The following is a 15,412-nucleotide window of genomic DNA, read 5'->3' as shown; positions in this document are numbered from 1 at the left end:
CACAGTGGGCTCACAGTGGGCTCACAGCGGACGCACGCAGGTCCTCTCGGATGGACAAACTGGGAACCGGACTGCTTCGCTGTCGAGCCCGAGGCGGGCATCTCCGGCAGGTGCTGCACCGCGCCGCCGGGACCGGGCTGCCGCTGTACGTCACGGAGAACGGCATCGCCCTGCGGACCCACCTCGCCGCCGTCGCGGCGGCTCTGACCGAGGGCGTCGACGTCCGCGGCTGCCTGCACTAGTCGGCGTTCGACAACTTCGAGTGGAGCGAGGGCTACCGCCCAAAGTTCGGCCTCGTCGTCGTCGACCACGACGACGGCTTCGCCCGGGTCCCGAAGCCGAGCGCGTACGCGTTCGCCAAGGTGGCGCAGAGGGGCCGTCTGCCGTAGGGCTGGTCAGCGCCGGGGCTGCTCACTGGAGCGGCGGACGACCAGTTCCGGCTGGAAGACGACGTGCCGGTGCCGGTGTCCCTCACCGGCCTCGGCCTCTTCGAGCAGCAGTTGGGCCGCCGTTCGCCCAGTTGCTCCCGCGTTGGCGGACCGACGACAGCGGGACAGCGGCTGCCCCGGCGAACTCGATGTCGCCGTAGCCGACGATCGCCACGTCGTCCGGCACCCGCAGCCCGCGTCCGGTCAGCTCCTGCAGCACATCGAGTGCGATCAGGTCGTTGGTGCAGCGGCGGGCCTGACAGCTTAGGTTCAAGGAGTCGTTGCAACACCAGCTCGTTGCGGCGATCTTAGGTGTTCTTCCAGGGCTTCTGCTGGCGTTCGCCAACCCAGTGACTTACGGGGCCGGGTGTTGAGCGTGGCGGCGATGGCGTTTAGGTCGGTGACGCTGTGTCGTGATAGGTCAGTGCCTTTCGGGAAATACCCGCGCCTGTACCGTGCCAGAAATAGACGGATGGGCTGTGAGCTGGGGTTTCGCTTGACTGCTGCACGATCGGTTCGTGACGGTTCGGTTGCTGTATCTGATCATGGTTCGGGTGTTCGGCTGGATCGCGCTCCTCGCCAGAACTGACGCCGAGAAGACGGCGGAGTTGCTGGTGCTTCGGCACGAAGTCGCCGTGTTGCGCCGGCAGGTCGGGCGGGTTCGGCCGTCCTGGCCGGACCGGGCCGTGTTATCCGCGCTGACAAGAGTGCTGCCCCGTCGGCTGCGTGCGCACCGGATTGTCACCCCGGCCACGCTGCTGGCCTGGCATCGGCGTTTGGTCAAGCGGCATTGGACGTATCCGAACCGGGCAGGTCGTCCGCCGGTCAGCGACGAAATTCGGGATCTCGTCGTGCGGTTGGCCCGAGACAATCCGGGCTGGGGACACCGCCGAATTCAAGGTGAGCTGGTGGGACTCGGCCACAAGGTCGGTGCCGGCACGATCCGCCGGATCCTCGCCGCCACCAGGATCGGTCCGGCGCCACGCGGGGTCGACACCTCCTGGCGGACTTTCCTGCGCGCTCAAGCATCCGGGCTACTGGCCATCGACTTCTTCCACCTCGACACCGTCACCCTCCGGCGGCTATACGCGCTGGTCGTGGTGGAGGTCGCCACCCGCCGGCTGCACATCCTCGGGGTCACCGCGCACCCTACCGCTGCCTGGACCACCCAGCAGGCCCGCAATCTGGTGACGGACCTCGGCGACCGGATCACATCATTCCGGTTCCTCATCCGTGACCGGGACACCAAGTTCGCCGCGTCCTTCGACGCGGTGTTCGCCGCCGAAGGGCGTCGAGGTGGTCAAGACTCCGCCACGGACGCCTCGGGCGAACTGTTACGCGGAGCGGTTCGTCCGCAGCGTCCGTTCCGAGTGCACGGACCAGATCCTGATCTACAACGAACGCCACGCCCGCGCTGTGCTCGACGAGTACGCCGCCCACTTCAACCGGCACCGTCCACACCAGAGCCTCGCCCAACGGCCACCGAACCACGATCCCAGCGTCGTCATCCCGATCAACGCGCCGATACGGCGACGACGGATCCTCGGCGGCGTGATCAACGAGTATCACCGAGCGGCCTGACCGGATCAACCAAGCCGCAGGTCAGCCCCGCGCAGCGAGTTTTGGCACGGTACAGGTTCCAAAATCCCCTTGCGAGGGCTGAGCTGGCCTTTTACGCCGCTCGCTTGTACTCGTTGATCAAGCCACCGAGGTCTTCGGCGGCTCGCGCCCGCCGGCTCACCCCCGGGCACCGAGATACGGCGGACAGGCCGGGCGGGCCGCACCGGAGCCCGCCCTGTCTGGGAGTCAGCCCCCTGTCGTGATCTGGGACCGACGCTCCGGCGCCATGACCTGGAGCACGCGCTTGCCGCGCACGTGCCGTGTGGCCAAGTCGTGGTACGCCTCGCGCACCCGCTCCAGCGGATAGGCCTGCATGATTGGCAGCACCAGCTTGCCGTCCGCGGCCAGCCGTGCCAGTTCCGACCAAATCGCCGGGCTGTTGGCCTGCTCCTGTGCCTCGTGCTGCACCTGGTACCGCTGCACCGCGCGGCCGTCGGCGATCGTGTTGATCCGCGACGGGTGCACGCCCAGGAGGATCGCGACGTCCATATTGCTTGCGCCGTACGTGTCCACGTAGGCGTCCACGCCCTCGGGCGCGGCGGCCCGAATCCGCTCATGCAGACCGGGCCCATAGCGCACGGGTGTTACGCCGAGCGAGGAGAGGAACTCGTGGTTGCCTTCGCCCGCGGTGCGGATGACCCGGGCCCCGCGCAGCAACGCCAGCTGCGCCGCGACCACCCCGACACCGCGGACACCACCACGGTGTCGCCGGCCCGCGGGGTGACGGCCTCCACCGACGCCCAGGCGGTGGCCCCGGCCCCGGGGGTGGTCGCAGCCTCGTCCCAGCCCAGGCCGTCGGGCTTGGCCGCGACCACCGACACGTCTGCGGCGACGAACTCGGCTTGCGCCGCGCGTGGCGTGAAGCCGATGACGGCCTGTCCGGGGGCGAAACCGGCGACCTTCGGTCCCACCTCGGCGACCACCCCCGAAAAGTCGTTACCCTGCCCCTCCGGGAAGGTCGCCGGCCTGATGTCGGCGAAGATGCCCTCCCGGATACCGATCTCCCCAGGGTTGAGCGCCGCGGTGACGACCTCGACAACCACCTGCCTCGGTCCCGCCGACGGCCGCGGCACTTCCAGGACCTCCAGCACCTCCGGACCGCCGTACCGTCGGAATCGCACCGCTCGCATTCCATCCTCCTTCTCGGCCGCTCGTCTGCGTATCGGGCCTCGGTCGCGCACGTGGCATGCCGAGCGCCGCGGCCGTCGTCCGAAGGTCGCGACGTACCAGGGTCAGCAGGGAGGGCATCGCCACGCTCGGTGTTGCCCTGCGCCGACTTGCCTGAACCGTTGACGCGGACTTCCCGGTCAGCTCGGGTAGCCCGTCCCCCGCGCCGGGGACTGCCAGCGCGTCGCGTCTGACTGCCAGGGCTCGTTCGTGGAATGGCTGCGCGGCGAATCGGTCCAGCGTGAACCGCCGGCCATCGCCGGCGCCGGTTCGTCGGACTTGCCCGGCTTCGTCGGATCCTCACCCTGCTTCGTCGAGCCGAGCCCGTCCGCGCCGAGCGGGCGGTCCTGTTCCGATACCGGCGGAATGATCGTGTCCGGGACAACGATCGTCGGCTCATCGGCGTCCGACTGCGGCCAGCGCCGCCACCGCTGGACACTGGCGACCCCGACCAGGAGCAGCGAGCCCAGCAGCAGCGTCGTCCCGGTCCGTACGGGGGTGAGCACGTCAATCTGGTAACCCGCCACGCTCAGCTTGTGACTGAGTAGGTCCAGCAACCGTGCCGGGCTGAACAACAGGCCTGCGTAGCTGACCGTGTACGCAAGTCCGGTCAGCACCGAGCCGATCGGGGAGATCCGGACGGTGGCGATGAGCCCGAGGAGAAGGCCAGCAGCCGCCAGTACCAGCAACGGCTTCAGCAGAGCGTTAGGGTCGAGCGCATCACCACTGTCCTGCGCATCCGCGAACACCCGCAGGGACCGGCCTTGTCCAGCGGCGAGCAGGACCCAGGCCAGCGGACCCACGATGAGCGCGGCGATTACGGTCTTGATGTGTCGCATTCGAGCAAGGTACCGAGCTTTCCTCGTTGATCGACAACCCGATAAGCAAAACTTAAGTTGCCGTCAGGCAACGTCGTCCGGCTAGCTGACTGCGTCGAAGGTGGGCTGTCAGCGTGCGTAGCGCTCGGTGAGTTCCGCGCCGATCCGGGCGAGTTCCCGGCGACTGCTGGCGGGTAGCCGCTGGGCGTGCGCGACGAGTGCCACCACGATCCCCTCCACGCCCAGGGTCCGCGGCCGGGTTACCAGCGCGTCCAGGAATTCGCCGAGTGCCGCGCGGTCCTCGATCTGGCAGGGAACCTCCTGCAGTACGGGGAGGTGCCTGAGGCCCTGGAGTACCGGCAGAGCATCTGCGGCGAGCGCTGACCGACCAGCTTCCGTCCGGCCCGCCTGGCGCGGGCCGGTGCGGTGGTTGATCGACCGGCAACCACGACCGGAAAGGAGCCGGCCGGACCAGCCGGGGCTGGGGCGAGGTCCCGCCGGAGCGGCACGGCCTGCTCGGTGTCGACGGTGACCTGCGGCCGTCCCAGGATGGTCTTCACCTGCGGTGCTCAGCGCGAGTTCGCTGAGCAGCTCGTTCACGTCGCCCACGAGTGGCTGAAGCCGATGACCGGACCGCTGCAGACCCTCGACCCCCTGGCCGCGCGGCTGGACGGTTTCGTCGGCAGCATGTTCGTTCAGATGAGGGGCGACGGCGGCCTCGACTGGCATCAGGTTTGAACAGGGTGGTCGACCTGCTCGGCCAGCTCGCCGACTCCGGCGGGGCGTCGGCTGACCTGCGGTCCACCGGCCGGCAGGCGATCGACGCGTTCAACCGGAGGGTGCTGGCCGACCACGCGGCCGCCTGATTCATCATTCGGGCAGGTGGCGACGGTGAATAGACGCATTGGACAGTCGCCACGACGGCACTGAATGCCCGAAGGTGCCGTTGCGCCTCGTGAGACGCCCCCGGATCATGGCCGTGGCACATCGTTACGCACGGGCCATTCTTCGGGGGAAACCGCCGTGGCGGAGATCAATCACTTTGAGTACGGGTGGATCACGCCCGCGTTGAGCTACGCGCTATCGGTGCTCGGCTCGTTCCTGGGCCTGATCTGTGCCACCCGCATCCGCATCGCGAGCAGCGCAGGCCAGCGGGTCTGGTGGGGCGGGTTGGCCGCCCTGGCGATCGGCGGCACCGCCATCTGGACCATGCACTTCATGGCGATGCTCGGCTTCGCCGTCGAAGGTACCCGGATCCGGTACGACCTGCCGATCACCGCGGCCAGCGCGGTCTTCGCCGTGGTGGCGGTCGGCATCGGACTGGCCATTGCCGGCACCGGGCGGGTGTCCGTACTGCGCATCGTCGGCGGCGGCCTCTTCACCGGCGCCGGGGTCGCGGCAATGCACTACACCGGCATGGCGGCGATGCGGCTCGACGGACGGCTCAGCTACGACCGGACCCGGGTGGTGCTCTCGATTGTCATCGCGGTGGTCGCCGCCACGGTGGCGCTCTGGCTGGCGGTGACCGTCCGCCGAGGCCTGGCGATTTTCGGCTCCGCGCTGGTGATGGGCGTTGCGGTCAACGGCATGCATTTCACCGGGATGAGTGCCCTCTCTGCGCACCTGCATCCGGGCGGGGGCGAGGTCACCGGTGCGGACGTGAGTACCCTGCTGGTGCCGATCATCCTGGCGGTGATCTTCGTGGTGGTCGGCCTGGTCTACGCGCTGCTTGCGGCCCCCACGGACGAGGACCGGGCCGCAGCGGCGTACCTGAACGGCCGGCTCACCGCCGAGCCCGCCGACCGATCGGGCGAAGTGACTGCGGACCCGGTAGGGCTCCGCGCCCGGCCGACCCTGGGGCGGCCGGGCACGCCGTTCCCGTCCCGTCCGGACCGCGCCCCCCTCTGACGGGCTCTGTTGCGTTGAGGGTTGGCATGATCGAGGCAGGCTTGAGCAGTGAAGTCATCGACCCGCTCTCGCCCCTGGCTGCCTGCGAAGTCGGCGTTCGCCGGGTTCCGGTTCCCGCCGGAGGTGATCGTGGTCGCGGTCCGCTGGTACCTGCGGTTCAACCTCTCGTATCGGGACGTCGAGGAGTTTCTGGTCGAACGCGGAGTCGAGGTCGATCACGTCACCGTCTACCGGTGGGTGCAGCGGTTCACGCCGCTGTTGGCTGACGCCGCTCGGTTCTGTCGCCATTCACCTGGCGATAGGTGGCATGTTGATGAGACGTACGTGAAGGTCAACGGGGTGTGGCGGTACGTGTACCGGGCGGTCGACCAGGACGGGCAGGTCATCGACGTGCTGGTCTCGGCCCGCCGGGATGCCGACGCGGCCCGGCGGTTCTTCCGCCGGGCGCTGTCGACGTTGAAGGTGACGCCCAGCGAGGTCGTCACCGACGCCGCGCCGGTCTACCCCGGCGTGCTGGATGAGCTGATCCCGCAGGCGTGGCACCACGTCGAACGGCACGCGAACAATCCGATCGAGGCTGATCACAGCCAGCTGAAACACCGGTTGCGACCGATGCGCGGACTACGAACCGACAAGACAGCACAGGTGGTCATCGCCGGGCACGCGTTCATGCAGAACCTTCGACGTGGATACTACGAACTCGCGGTCGACGCCCCGCCGGCCACGCGGGTCGCCGCCGGGTTTACCGACCTCGCCCAAGCGATCTGACCGCGGACCCGACACGCGTTCAACGCGTCCGTCGGTCCCACAACGCAACAGCGCCCTCCGGGCCGAGGCGCTGGCGTGAACACCGCGCTGCGCGACGCCGCCCTGCTCTGCCGTCAACTCAAGCTGGCCGCAGCCGGCGGCGGAACGGTGGTCCAGGCGATGGCCGATTGCGAGGCCGCCATACTGCCCTGCGCGTTCGCCCGGGTCGCCGACTCGCTTCGGGACGGCACCAGCGGCGACGATCGCCTCTACCGGCCGGTGATCGGGCGACTCTCGCTGACGGCGGCGCGCGGCTACTTCGCCCTGACCGGCCGGGTCCCCCGGCTGCGCAAAGTTCGTCGATGGCCTCAGCTACCGGGGCGCCGAGGGCTGACGTATGCGCCACGCTTCGGCGCGTAGCCGCCAGACGCCCCGGATGATCACGGCAACTCGTCGGGGCGGTTTCAGAGGTTATGCCACATTCCTGCTGATCGCGTGGCTAGCGTCGCTTGTGACGTCCATTTCAGCAAGGAGAGGCGGGGTCTCATGACGGGGGTACGGCACTTCAGCGCGTCGGCGATCGTTCTTGACGATGACGACAGGGTGTAGCTCGTGCACGACGGCGAGTGTGGACGGTGGTCGCTGCCCGGTGGCCATATTCGGGCGGACGAGGATCCGGCGCAGGCCGTGTTGCGCCTGGTCGAGACTCAGACCGGTGTGACCGTTCAGATCGTGGAGAGCGAGACGTTCACGCTCCCGGCGGCCCGGATGCTTGCCGCGCCGTTCGCCGTTATCGAGACGGAAGCGGACGATACCGAGGTCGGCGCGCATCGTCACATAGACATGCCCTATGTCTGCCGGCCGGTGGACACAGCCGAGGTAGCCGCTTCGCGGTCGCATGACTACCGGTGGGCTCCCATCGCGAGCCTCGATGCCATCACCACGAGCAGTGGCCTGTCCGCACTCGTGGCGGTGGCGGCGCGCCGGGCGTCGCTCGACCCGCAGCCTGTCGCCGGCGCGGTGGTCGCCTAGTGTCCTGCGCCGGAATCGATGGCACCAAGATCCCTGCGAACGCGTCGATCGACGCGAACCGGGGACAGGACTGGTTCGACCAGCAGGCTACGCAGATCGTCACGAGCATCGTCGCAGAAGCAGCGGGCGTCGATGCCTGCGAGAACGCGCAAGCGCCTCGCGACGGCGGCGAGTCCAACGGTGACCGTGTCCCCAGAGCGTTGGCTGACCGGTCGGGCCGGGCGGAGCGTATTCGGCGCGCGGGCGGCGGAACTGGCTGAGCAGCAGCAGCGTCTGGAGGCCGACAATGACGCGAGGAACATGGCAGCCCAGGCTCGACTGCAGGCATCACGAGCTGGTCAGCCGGTGCGCGGCCGGATCCCGGATGGGCCATTGCGGCTTGCTGAGGCGAGGGCGCATCTGGAGCGCGAACTGCGCGACCATCAAGCGAAGCTCGACCGCAGGGCCGCGTTGATCGCTGCGGGGAAGAAGCCGATGGGTGCGCCGCCTGTCCCGACCGAAGAACACACCCGGATCGTGAGAGCCCGCCGGGTCGTCGCTGCAGCCGAAACCGCGGCGACCGCGGCTGGCAATCACCAGGCTCCCGCAAAATCTCTGCCGAAGACCGTTGCGAACATCACCGATCCGGACTCGCGGGTGATGCCTACCCGTCGCGGGTTCCTCCAGGGTTACAACGCGCAGGTCGCGGTCACCAGCGACCACGTCATCGCTGCTGTCGATGTGAACCGCAACCCCAACGACATGGGATCGTTCGTGCCGATGATGACCGCCGCGGTCGCCGCTGCCGCTGCGGTGCACCAGGCAACCGGGTTGCCCGATCATCAGATCGGAGTCGTACTGGCCGACGCCGGCTACTGCAGCAACAGCAACCTCAATGCGCCCGGACCAGACCGGCTCATCGCCCTGGGCAAGAGCCGCGAGCAGGCCACGGCGGCGTCGCGTTCACCTACCGATGGTCCGCCGCCTGTTGGCGCGACTACACGAGAGGCGATGGCTCACCGACTCAGGACCCCTGGAGGCGCCAAGGCTTACAAGAGACGCGGCGCGACCGTCGAACCCAGCATCGGAACCCTCAAGACCATCCTGGACAGATTCTCCCGACGAGGAATCGCGGCCGCCCGAAGCGAACTGAACCTCGCAGCCGCCGCTTACAACATCCGCAAAATCCACACCGCAGCAGCCTGACGCGCCAGCCCCGGGGGCCAGCCCAGCCGACGGCGCGATCAAGCCAGCCTGCTCCGCCCAGCCATCGCCATTCTGCGACAGGCTCTTCGACGCCGAGATCCGCACCGTCGTGTGCTCCACCAACGCCATCGAGTCCGTCAACGCCCGGATCCGCCGAGCCGTGCGGGCCCGCGGACACTTCCCCAACGAGGCCGCCGCCCTCAAGTGCGTCTACCTCGCCGTGATGAGCCTGGACCCGACCGGGCAGGGCCGCCGGCGGTGGACCATGCGCTGGAAACCCGCCCTGAACGCCTTCGAGATGGCCTTCGAAGGACGCCTGTCCGCAGGTCGAAAGTAACCCTCAACAAGCCGGGTTACACCGTTCGTTTGACAGACCCGGGGCGGTTCCGGCGTCGGCGGTAATTCACTATGTCGTCGGTGTCAGGAGGGGCCAGACGGCTCGCAGAGTGAGGACGGTGCCGACGACAAGGACGAGGGTGGCGGTGACGATGGGTGTGAGGGTGGCGAGTCGGCCGGTCCAGCTTCCGATCCGCGGGGAGATGTTGCGATGCAGTCGTTGGTGTAGTCCGACTAGTAGGAGCCCGGCGAGGGTCAGGGTAGCGGCCATACCCAGGCCGTAGGCGAGGACCAGGACGACACCGAACCAGGTTCGGCCCAGTGCGACCGCGCCGAGCAGGACGATGAGCGCGGAGGGGCTGGGCACGATGCCGCCGGCAATGCCCACGCCGAGTAGGCCCGCCCTGCCACCGGCACGGTGATGGTGGTGGAGTCCATGGTGATGTTCGGGTCCATGGTGGTGGTCGTGACCGTGGCTGACACCGTGATAGTGATGGGACGCCGCGACGTCGGACTTGGCGGTGACCAGGGCATCGGGTGCAGGCCCCGCGAGGACGAGTGTTTGCCGCTGTGCGAGCTGGTGCTTCCTCCGCGCGGGGATCGCTGAGCGGAGCAGGCTCACGCCGATGCCGGTAATGAGTAGGCCGCTGAGGACGCCCAGCCAGCCGAGGAGGGATTCACCGGCCAGGGTCGACGCGGTGGTGAGCAGTAGACCTGCGGTCAGGACGCCGGCGGTGTGGGTGGCGGTGACAGTGGCGCCGACGGTGAAGGCGTCGCGGTAGGTGCCGCGCCGGCCAGCGATGTAGGCGGCCATGACCGTCTTGCCGTGCCCGGGCAACATCGCGTGGGCGCCGCCGAGCAGCAGCGCCAGGAGGGTCGCCAGTACGCCGGCCAGCGGCGTGAGCCGGTCCCTCCCGCTGATCCTGTTGAGTCGGTCGCCCAGGGCGGTCATCGACCGGGTGATCGGGCCGGCGCCGGGAATCACGACCTGGCGCTCTCCGCTGGATGCCGTGCCCGCGCCCAGAGTCTGGATCCGCGCCGAGCGGTGGCTGAGCGGTGACGACAGCGGGTCGTTGGGGTAGGTGCGTAGCTCGTCGGTGACGCTCGTTCTCGGCAGCGGTGAGTCGCGCAGTCCGATGCCGTGGCCGACGGCGGTGGCCTCGTGCCAGCCGACGCGGTCGGTTCGGAAGGTGTCATCGAAGCTGATCGTGGTAGCCCGCCGCAGGTCGGCTGCGGCGGTAAGGTGACATTCGGTGCGCCCGGTAACCAGGTTCGCCGCCCCGGGGCGGTAGGTGAGGTTGCTGGCTCGAACTGTCCACGTCAGGGCCCGCCCGGCTGCCTCGGTGTGTAGGGCGCCTGCCATCGCCGCGCAGGTGGTGGCAGCGTGGGCTGCCGCCTCGGCCGCTTCGATGCTGCCGTTAGCGTCCTGGTCGACCGCGGGTTTTTGCTGCGCGGTGGGTATCTCCGCCTCGTCGAGGACGGCCAGGTCCTCGATCCGGTCGGGATGCAACTGCAGACCGTGATAGTGATTGACGGAAAAGTTTCCCAGCGGGTGGGCGGCGGCCGGAATCGCCGGTGCCAGGGCAAACGCGACCACGATGAAGGTCACAATCGCCGCGCCGCTGGCCTTTCGGCGCCTCATCCGCCGCCACCGAGACTGACGAGCAGGCGACGCGCGATCGGCGCTTGCACGACGTCGAAGTGCGGGTTGATCCTCATCGCGAGGCTGAGGTCGTCGCGAGCCTGCTCCCGGTCGCCGAGGGCGTGCCGGATCACCGCGCGGTGGTAGTAGAAGGTGGCGTTTCGCCAGCCGAGGCGGGTGGCCTGCAGGGAGTAGTCCAACGCCTCGGCGTCACGTCCGTTGCGGTGCAGCGCCCACGCCAGGGCGTCAGCGGTCAGGACGGTGCGGCGGGTGGACCATTCCGCTTGTGCCTCGGTCAGCGCTTCGGCGGGTTGGCCGTGGTCGGCGAGGTAGGTCGCCTGGGTGAGGTGATCGGAGATGCCGTTGACGGCGGACAGTTGCCGGGCCGCGGCGACCAGGTCGTACTGCTGGCGTGCCTGGGCGGGTTTGCCGGCGGCGGTGAGGAGGTCACCGTACTCGATCAACAGTTCGGGCAACGGGAGCGCCTGCACGGCACGGGCGTAGTCGGCAAGGGCTTCGGCGCTCTGGCCGAGCGCGGCGCGCGCCTTACCGCGCCCCGCGTAGAGGTGCTGGTAGGTCGGATCGGCGGTAAGGCCGGCGTCGTATTCCCGCAGGGCTAACTGTGGGTCGCCGTTGTGGAACGCCAACTCGCCGAGATAGTAGCGGCAGAAGGCCCGGTCAGCGGGGCTGCTCGCCTGAGCCAGGGCACGGTTCAGCGCATCGCGGGCGGCCGCGACCAGCCCGCGCTGTTCGAAGTCGTACGAGGCGCGGGTGAACGCCGCGACCCCTGGTTCGACGTCCAGCATGCGCTGCAACTGGATGCGCGCGCCGTCGTAGTCGCCGAGTTCGGTGAGCGCGTCGACCAGCACGCCGTGGACGCTGCCGGAGTGGGGGTTGAGGGCCTCTGCGCGGCGTCCCCAGTCCCGGCCGGCGGTGAAGTCGTGGCGAGCGTTTGCCAACGCCGCCGTGCCGACCATCGCCTTCCAGTTCGTGGTGCTCTGCAACTCCAGCGAGCGCCGCAACGCGCCGTCGGCCTTCGAGTAGTACGACGGGTCACCGGTGATCCGACCCTGTTGCACATAGGCAGAGCCAAGTTCGGCCCACGTCGACCAGTCCTTCGGCACATCAACGAGCCGCCGCTGGGCCCTGGCGATGGCGGATTCCAGGGCGGCCGCACCCGCCTGCGGTCCGGTCCGTTCGGGCGGGGCCACGGTCGGGTTACGGCGCTGACCCGGCAGCTGATTCGTGACGATCGGGGTGCCGATCAACAGCACGACGCCGGCCAGCAGCAGCACCACGGGCAGGCGGGTGAGACCCCGGGACACGACGGACAGCCGACGCCGCAGACCGCTCATGAGCCACCGCCGACAAGGGCGGCGTAGGCGACGAGGTTGTCCCGGTAGCTGCCCGCCCGCCGGTCGAACACCCCGGTGCAGGTGATCAACCGCAGCTCCGCCCGGTCGCTGGGGGCGTAGACCGCACCAGCGGGAAACGTGTCCTTCGGATACTCGTCGAGCCGATACACCCGGAAGCTCAGGACCGACCCGGCGATGTCACGGACCTGAACCTCACTGCCCACCGCCAGGTCCCGCAGCCGGTAGAAGACTGCCGGCCCGGTGTGGGAGTCCACGTGACCGACAATCACCGCCGGTGGGCCTCCTTGCTCCCCCGGCATCGGTCCGCCCGCATACCAGCCGGCCATCTGATAGTCGTCGGGTGCGGGCAGCGCGCCGTCCGGTTGACGGGCCAGATCGACCAGGGGGGAACGCACCCCGATCGACGGAATCGACAGGTCCGCCGGCTGCGCGGGCGAGTCCGAGCCGCTATGGCCCGGACGCGGATCCAGCGGTGCAGCCGGCGCGCCCAGCGGCGCTGCGGCCGTCGCCCCGGGCGCTTCCGTCAACGGTCGCTCGAACGCCGACAGCGCGACGGTCATCAGCACGATGAGCCCTCCAACGATCACGAGCAGGGCGCTCGGGGATAGCCGCGGCGGCAGTGCGGCCAGCCGGACACCGCTGAGCAGACGTGTGGGATTCATGGAACGTTCTCCCGCCTCAGGTCGGCTGATGACGGTCCGGCCCCAAACGGGGTCGCCGACGGCTTCCGCCCGACCGGTCTTCGACGCCAGGGAGTGGCGCGGCCGACTGGCCGCGCCACACCCCTGGATCAACTGCTGACCGGGCGCGAGACGGTCAGCCGGTGACGGCGGCGGCTGACCAGCAGACCAGCGCCGAAGCAGGCCGCCGCGGCGATGCCGCCGGCGACCCTGACCCAGACGACGCCCGTCGAGGCGGTGCCGCCGGCGCCGCTGGGCACGCCGCCGGAGGGCATCCCGTCGGCGTCGATCTGGTTCACCGCCACGTTGCTGGGCAGCGCCAGATAGGGGAACGTGTTCCCGAACGGCACGTTGTTCGTGTTGACCTTGTCCCCGGCGGCGAGCGCGGGCACCAGCTGCCCGGTCTGCGCCGCGCCCTCGAAGGCCTGCAACTCGATGTCCAGCACGTCGTCGGTGAGCCGGCGTCCGTTCGGGAAGCCCTGCAGGTCACCGCCGAGCACACCCAGCCGGTTCGGGTTGGCCGTCACCGGCACGCTCATGTTCAGCCGCAACTCCTCCGCCGGCACGAACGCCTTGGCGTCCACGTCCGCGTTGAGGATCTGCGAGTTCAGATCCGCCTGGATCGGCGGCGTCGACCCGTCCAGAGTCGGCGCGTTCTTCGCGATGCCGGTCAGGAAGATCTCCGCGAGGTCGTTGCGCGGTGTGGCCGGCGCCGGAATGTTGTAGATCTGCTCAATCACCCGCGGCAGCTCCGGGTCGAGGACTCGGTCGATCAGTTTCTGGTTCTTGCTGTCGTCCGCCGGCGTGCTGGCGTTGAAGCCATCCTTCTGGTTAGCCGCCGGCACCAGCTCGTTGACCAGCGGGTTACCCAGCCGCGACACCTGCACTTGATCCCCGCCGGCCTGGGGATCCTTGACCTGCATCCCGGGCTGCGAGGTGGCGCTCCACACGCCGATCACCGGGGTTGCGGGTGTCGTCAGCGTTGAGCGCCAGCGCCGACTTGGGCACCTGCAACGCGACGGTCTGCACGTTGTAGCCGGCCAGGGTGTCCTGTCTCCGCTCGGACAGATTCGCGCCGTAGATCAGGTCGAACACCCGCAAGTCAAGGAAGAACGGATCCTCGGCCTGGCCCGCGTACGTCTGACCGCCGCCCTCGACCGACGTCACCGCCTGCTGCCGCAGCCGTCCGTAGTCCGGCATCGACGCCGGCCCCACATTCGACGGCGCGACGATCCCGTCGCGCACCAGCACCCGCGACTGACCACCCTTGACCTCGCTGAGGGTGTAGGTCTGCTTGAACAGCAACGTCGGATCGTTCAGGTTGTTGACCACACCGTTGTTGTAGAGAAACGTGGTGCCATCGCGCTTGTCATCGTTGGCGAACACCCACCGATAAGTGACGTCCGCCCGGGCGTCACCGTTGTTGTCGATGTTGATGTCATACTGGGCGCCCGGCTTGAAAAAGTAGAAGTTCGGCCCCCCGTTGGGCTCCTGAAACGGCAGCCAGTTCGCGATCAGCGTGACCGTGTCATGCTTGTCGGGACTCACGAACGCATACACATCCGTGTTGTCCACCTGCGGATCACCCGCGATCAACGGCGCCTCCCGGTGACTCGACGCATCGGCCACCTCCGACACCAGCCCCGCGCCACCAGTACCGGCGACCAACGCCAGCGCCGCGGCGCCGGCATACCACGCCAAGGCACGCCGCCCCGGACTTGTGAATACCGCACCACGCACGTCCCCGCCCCCATCCCCCTGTGTGATCAAAAGGAACTTGACCAGCGCTTATCCCATCCTCGATTCAACAGGGGCCGACGGTGGACGGGAGGCGAAACCTAAAACCCCGGCAAGCACACGCACGTCGCTCGTCGCGGAACGGTTCGTCGCGGCGACGCCTCAGCCGCTGGGGAAGCGCACGGCCAGCACGCCATCACTGCGATGCCGGAGCTGGCGACGTCGATGACGACGATCCCAGTCGTGGTGCTCACCCAGACGCGAGAGTTCCCGCCGACACGTGTACGTGGCCACCACGCAACACGGCATGTGACGCGTTTGCCTCGGTACGCGTCACCACCGGCCAGGGGCGACGGTGTGGATCGGACCCACCGGCAAGGCAGGCGAGCTGCGCCAGCGGCGTCAACAGACGCCAGCGGCCCGACGGCAGGCCGAGATCGACCACGGCGACCCGGCGGGAGTGTGGATCTAACGGCACCTCTCTGTGTCAAGGCGTAGGGAGCAGAGAGGTCTCTGTCAAGCCCCGGGTTTGATGGAGAGTTGGTTAGCTGGTTTTCAGGGGTGCGGTGACCGGGTGGGTCATCGCGTGTAGTGCTTCGTGTTCGGCGGGTGGTACGTGCCCGAGTTCGCCGTGTAGGCGTCGGTTGTTGTACCAGTCGATGTACTCGACGGTGGCCATCTCGAGGTCGTCGAGTCCGCGCCAGGGTCCCTTGTTGCGGACGAGTTCGGCCTTGTA

18 protein-coding genes and 4 pseudogenes are annotated in these 15,412 nt (G+C 68.7%); 11 read left to right on the top strand and 11 right to left on the bottom strand.

What is annotated here, in order from left to right:
* The first annotated feature begins 50 nt into the window (after window positions 1–50).
* Both ACWD6N_RS19715 and ACWD6N_RS19710 read left to right on the top strand, forming a co-directional pair.
* Window positions 51–242, top strand: coding sequence for a hypothetical protein (locus ACWD6N_RS19715; RefSeq protein ID WP_450005015.1), 192 nt, complete (start codon window positions 51–53; stop codon window positions 240–242).
* 12 nt (window positions 243–254) lie between these two features.
* Window positions 255–389: pseudogene (locus ACWD6N_RS19710) on the top strand (family 1 glycosylhydrolase); the annotation flags it as partial.
* 82 nt (window positions 390–471) lie between these two features.
* On the opposite strand, the gene ACWD6N_RS19705 reads toward ACWD6N_RS19710, so the two are convergent.
* Complete coding sequence (locus tag ACWD6N_RS19705; protein WP_354968054.1) at window positions 472–702, bottom strand: substrate-binding domain-containing protein; 231 nt, start codon at window positions 700–702, stop codon at window positions 472–474.
* Window positions 699–875 (bottom strand): annotated as a pseudogene (locus tag ACWD6N_RS19700) (IS30 family transposase); the annotation flags it as partial. The pseudogene ACWD6N_RS19700 and the gene ACWD6N_RS19705, both read right to left, overlap by 4 nt.
* An 83-nt stretch (window positions 876–958) precedes the next feature.
* Between ACWD6N_RS19700 and ACWD6N_RS19695 the strand changes: the two are divergent.
* The gene (locus tag ACWD6N_RS19695; RefSeq protein ID WP_450005014.1) at window positions 959–2,251 is read left to right on the top strand and encodes a hypothetical protein; all 1,293 of its coding nucleotides are present in this window, start codon (window positions 959–961) and stop codon (window positions 2,249–2,251) included.
* Here ACWD6N_RS19695 and ACWD6N_RS19690 read toward each other — a convergent pair.
* From ACWD6N_RS19690 to ACWD6N_RS19680, 3 genes are all read right to left on the bottom strand, one after another.
* A complete protein-coding gene (locus ACWD6N_RS19690) occupies window positions 2,235–2,627 on the bottom strand; it encodes a zinc-binding dehydrogenase (RefSeq protein ID WP_450005013.1) in 393 nt (130 codons plus the stop codon). The two genes, ACWD6N_RS19695 and ACWD6N_RS19690, sit on opposite strands and share 17 nt — an antisense overlap.
* A 5-nt stretch (window positions 2,628–2,632) precedes the next feature.
* The gene (locus ACWD6N_RS19685; RefSeq protein ID WP_387328897.1) at window positions 2,633–3,178 is read right to left on the bottom strand and encodes an alcohol dehydrogenase catalytic domain-containing protein; all 546 of its coding nucleotides are present in this window, start codon (window positions 3,176–3,178) and stop codon (window positions 2,633–2,635) included.
* A gap of 177 nt (window positions 3,179–3,355) precedes the next feature.
* Window positions 3,356–4,018 (bottom strand): hypothetical protein, encoded by a 663-nt coding sequence (locus ACWD6N_RS19680; protein WP_354968058.1) that lies wholly within the window; start codon window positions 4,016–4,018, stop codon window positions 3,356–3,358.
* 534 nt (window positions 4,019–4,552) lie between these two features.
* Here ACWD6N_RS19680 and ACWD6N_RS19675 point away from each other — a divergent pair.
* The 8 genes and pseudogenes from ACWD6N_RS19675 to ACWD6N_RS19640 all read left to right on the top strand — a co-directional run.
* Window positions 4,553–4,771: a hypothetical protein gene (locus ACWD6N_RS19675; protein WP_354968059.1), complete on the top strand. Its 219-nt coding sequence runs from the start codon at window positions 4,553–4,555 to the stop codon at window positions 4,769–4,771.
* 5 nt (window positions 4,772–4,776) lie between these two features.
* A complete protein-coding gene (locus tag ACWD6N_RS19670; protein WP_450005035.1) occupies window positions 4,777–4,899 on the top strand; it encodes a hypothetical protein in 123 nt (40 codons plus the stop codon).
* A 157-nt stretch (window positions 4,900–5,056) separates the two neighbouring features.
* Entirely contained in the window at window positions 5,057–5,941 is an 885-nt protein-coding gene (locus ACWD6N_RS19665) for an MHYT domain-containing protein (RefSeq protein WP_450005012.1), read from the top strand.
* Window positions 5,942–6,019: 78 nt separating this feature from the next.
* Window positions 6,020–6,709 (top strand): IS6 family transposase, encoded by a 690-nt coding sequence (locus tag ACWD6N_RS19660; protein WP_354968856.1) that lies wholly within the window; start codon window positions 6,020–6,022, stop codon window positions 6,707–6,709.
* Window positions 6,710–6,763: 54 nt separating this feature from the next.
* Window positions 6,764–7,082: pseudogene (locus ACWD6N_RS19655) on the top strand (FAD-dependent monooxygenase); the annotation flags it as partial.
* A 218-nt stretch (window positions 7,083–7,300) separates the two neighbouring features.
* Window positions 7,301–7,720, top strand: a complete 420-nt coding sequence (locus ACWD6N_RS19650) for an NUDIX domain-containing protein (protein WP_354968854.1) — start codon at window positions 7,301–7,303, stop codon at window positions 7,718–7,720.
* 180 nt (window positions 7,721–7,900) lie between these two features.
* Window positions 7,901–8,905 (top strand): transposase, encoded by a 1,005-nt coding sequence (locus ACWD6N_RS19645; RefSeq protein ID WP_450005011.1) that lies wholly within the window; start codon window positions 7,901–7,903, stop codon window positions 8,903–8,905.
* 67 nt (window positions 8,906–8,972) lie between these two features.
* Window positions 8,973–9,242, top strand: a pseudogene (locus ACWD6N_RS19640) (transposase); the annotation flags it as partial.
* 69 nt (window positions 9,243–9,311) lie between these two features.
* Here ACWD6N_RS19640 and ACWD6N_RS19635 read toward each other — a convergent pair.
* From ACWD6N_RS19635 to ACWD6N_RS19610, 6 genes are all read right to left on the bottom strand, one after another.
* Entirely contained in the window at window positions 9,312–10,883 is a 1,572-nt protein-coding gene (locus ACWD6N_RS19635) for a sulfite exporter TauE/SafE family protein (protein ID WP_354968786.1), read from the bottom strand.
* Complete coding sequence (locus tag ACWD6N_RS19630; RefSeq protein ID WP_354968785.1) at window positions 10,880–12,238, bottom strand: tetratricopeptide repeat protein; 1,359 nt, start codon at window positions 12,236–12,238, stop codon at window positions 10,880–10,882. The genes ACWD6N_RS19635 and ACWD6N_RS19630 overlap by 4 nt, the downstream gene beginning before the upstream one ends.
* A complete protein-coding gene (locus ACWD6N_RS19625; protein ID WP_354968784.1) occupies window positions 12,235–12,921 on the bottom strand; it encodes a class F sortase in 687 nt (228 codons plus the stop codon). Before ACWD6N_RS19625 ends, ACWD6N_RS19630 begins: the two co-directional genes overlap by 4 nt.
* A gap of 128 nt (window positions 12,922–13,049) precedes the next feature.
* Complete coding sequence (locus tag ACWD6N_RS19620; protein WP_450005034.1) at window positions 13,050–13,862, bottom strand: DUF4331 family protein; 813 nt, start codon at window positions 13,860–13,862, stop codon at window positions 13,050–13,052.
* On the bottom strand, window positions 13,804–14,640 hold the full coding sequence (locus ACWD6N_RS19615; protein ID WP_450005010.1) for a DUF4331 domain-containing protein: 837 nt from the start codon (window positions 14,638–14,640) through the stop codon (window positions 13,804–13,806). The genes ACWD6N_RS19620 and ACWD6N_RS19615 overlap by 59 nt, the downstream gene beginning before the upstream one ends.
* 580 nt (window positions 14,641–15,220) lie before the next feature.
* A partial coding sequence (locus ACWD6N_RS19610) for an IS3 family transposase (protein ID WP_450005009.1) occupies window positions 15,221–15,412 on the bottom strand: 192 nt, incomplete at its 5' end.

The sequence above is a fragment of the Micromonospora sp. NPDC005163 genome (assembly GCF_053599835.1).
This window is presented reverse-complemented; position numbering and strand designations above follow the sequence as displayed.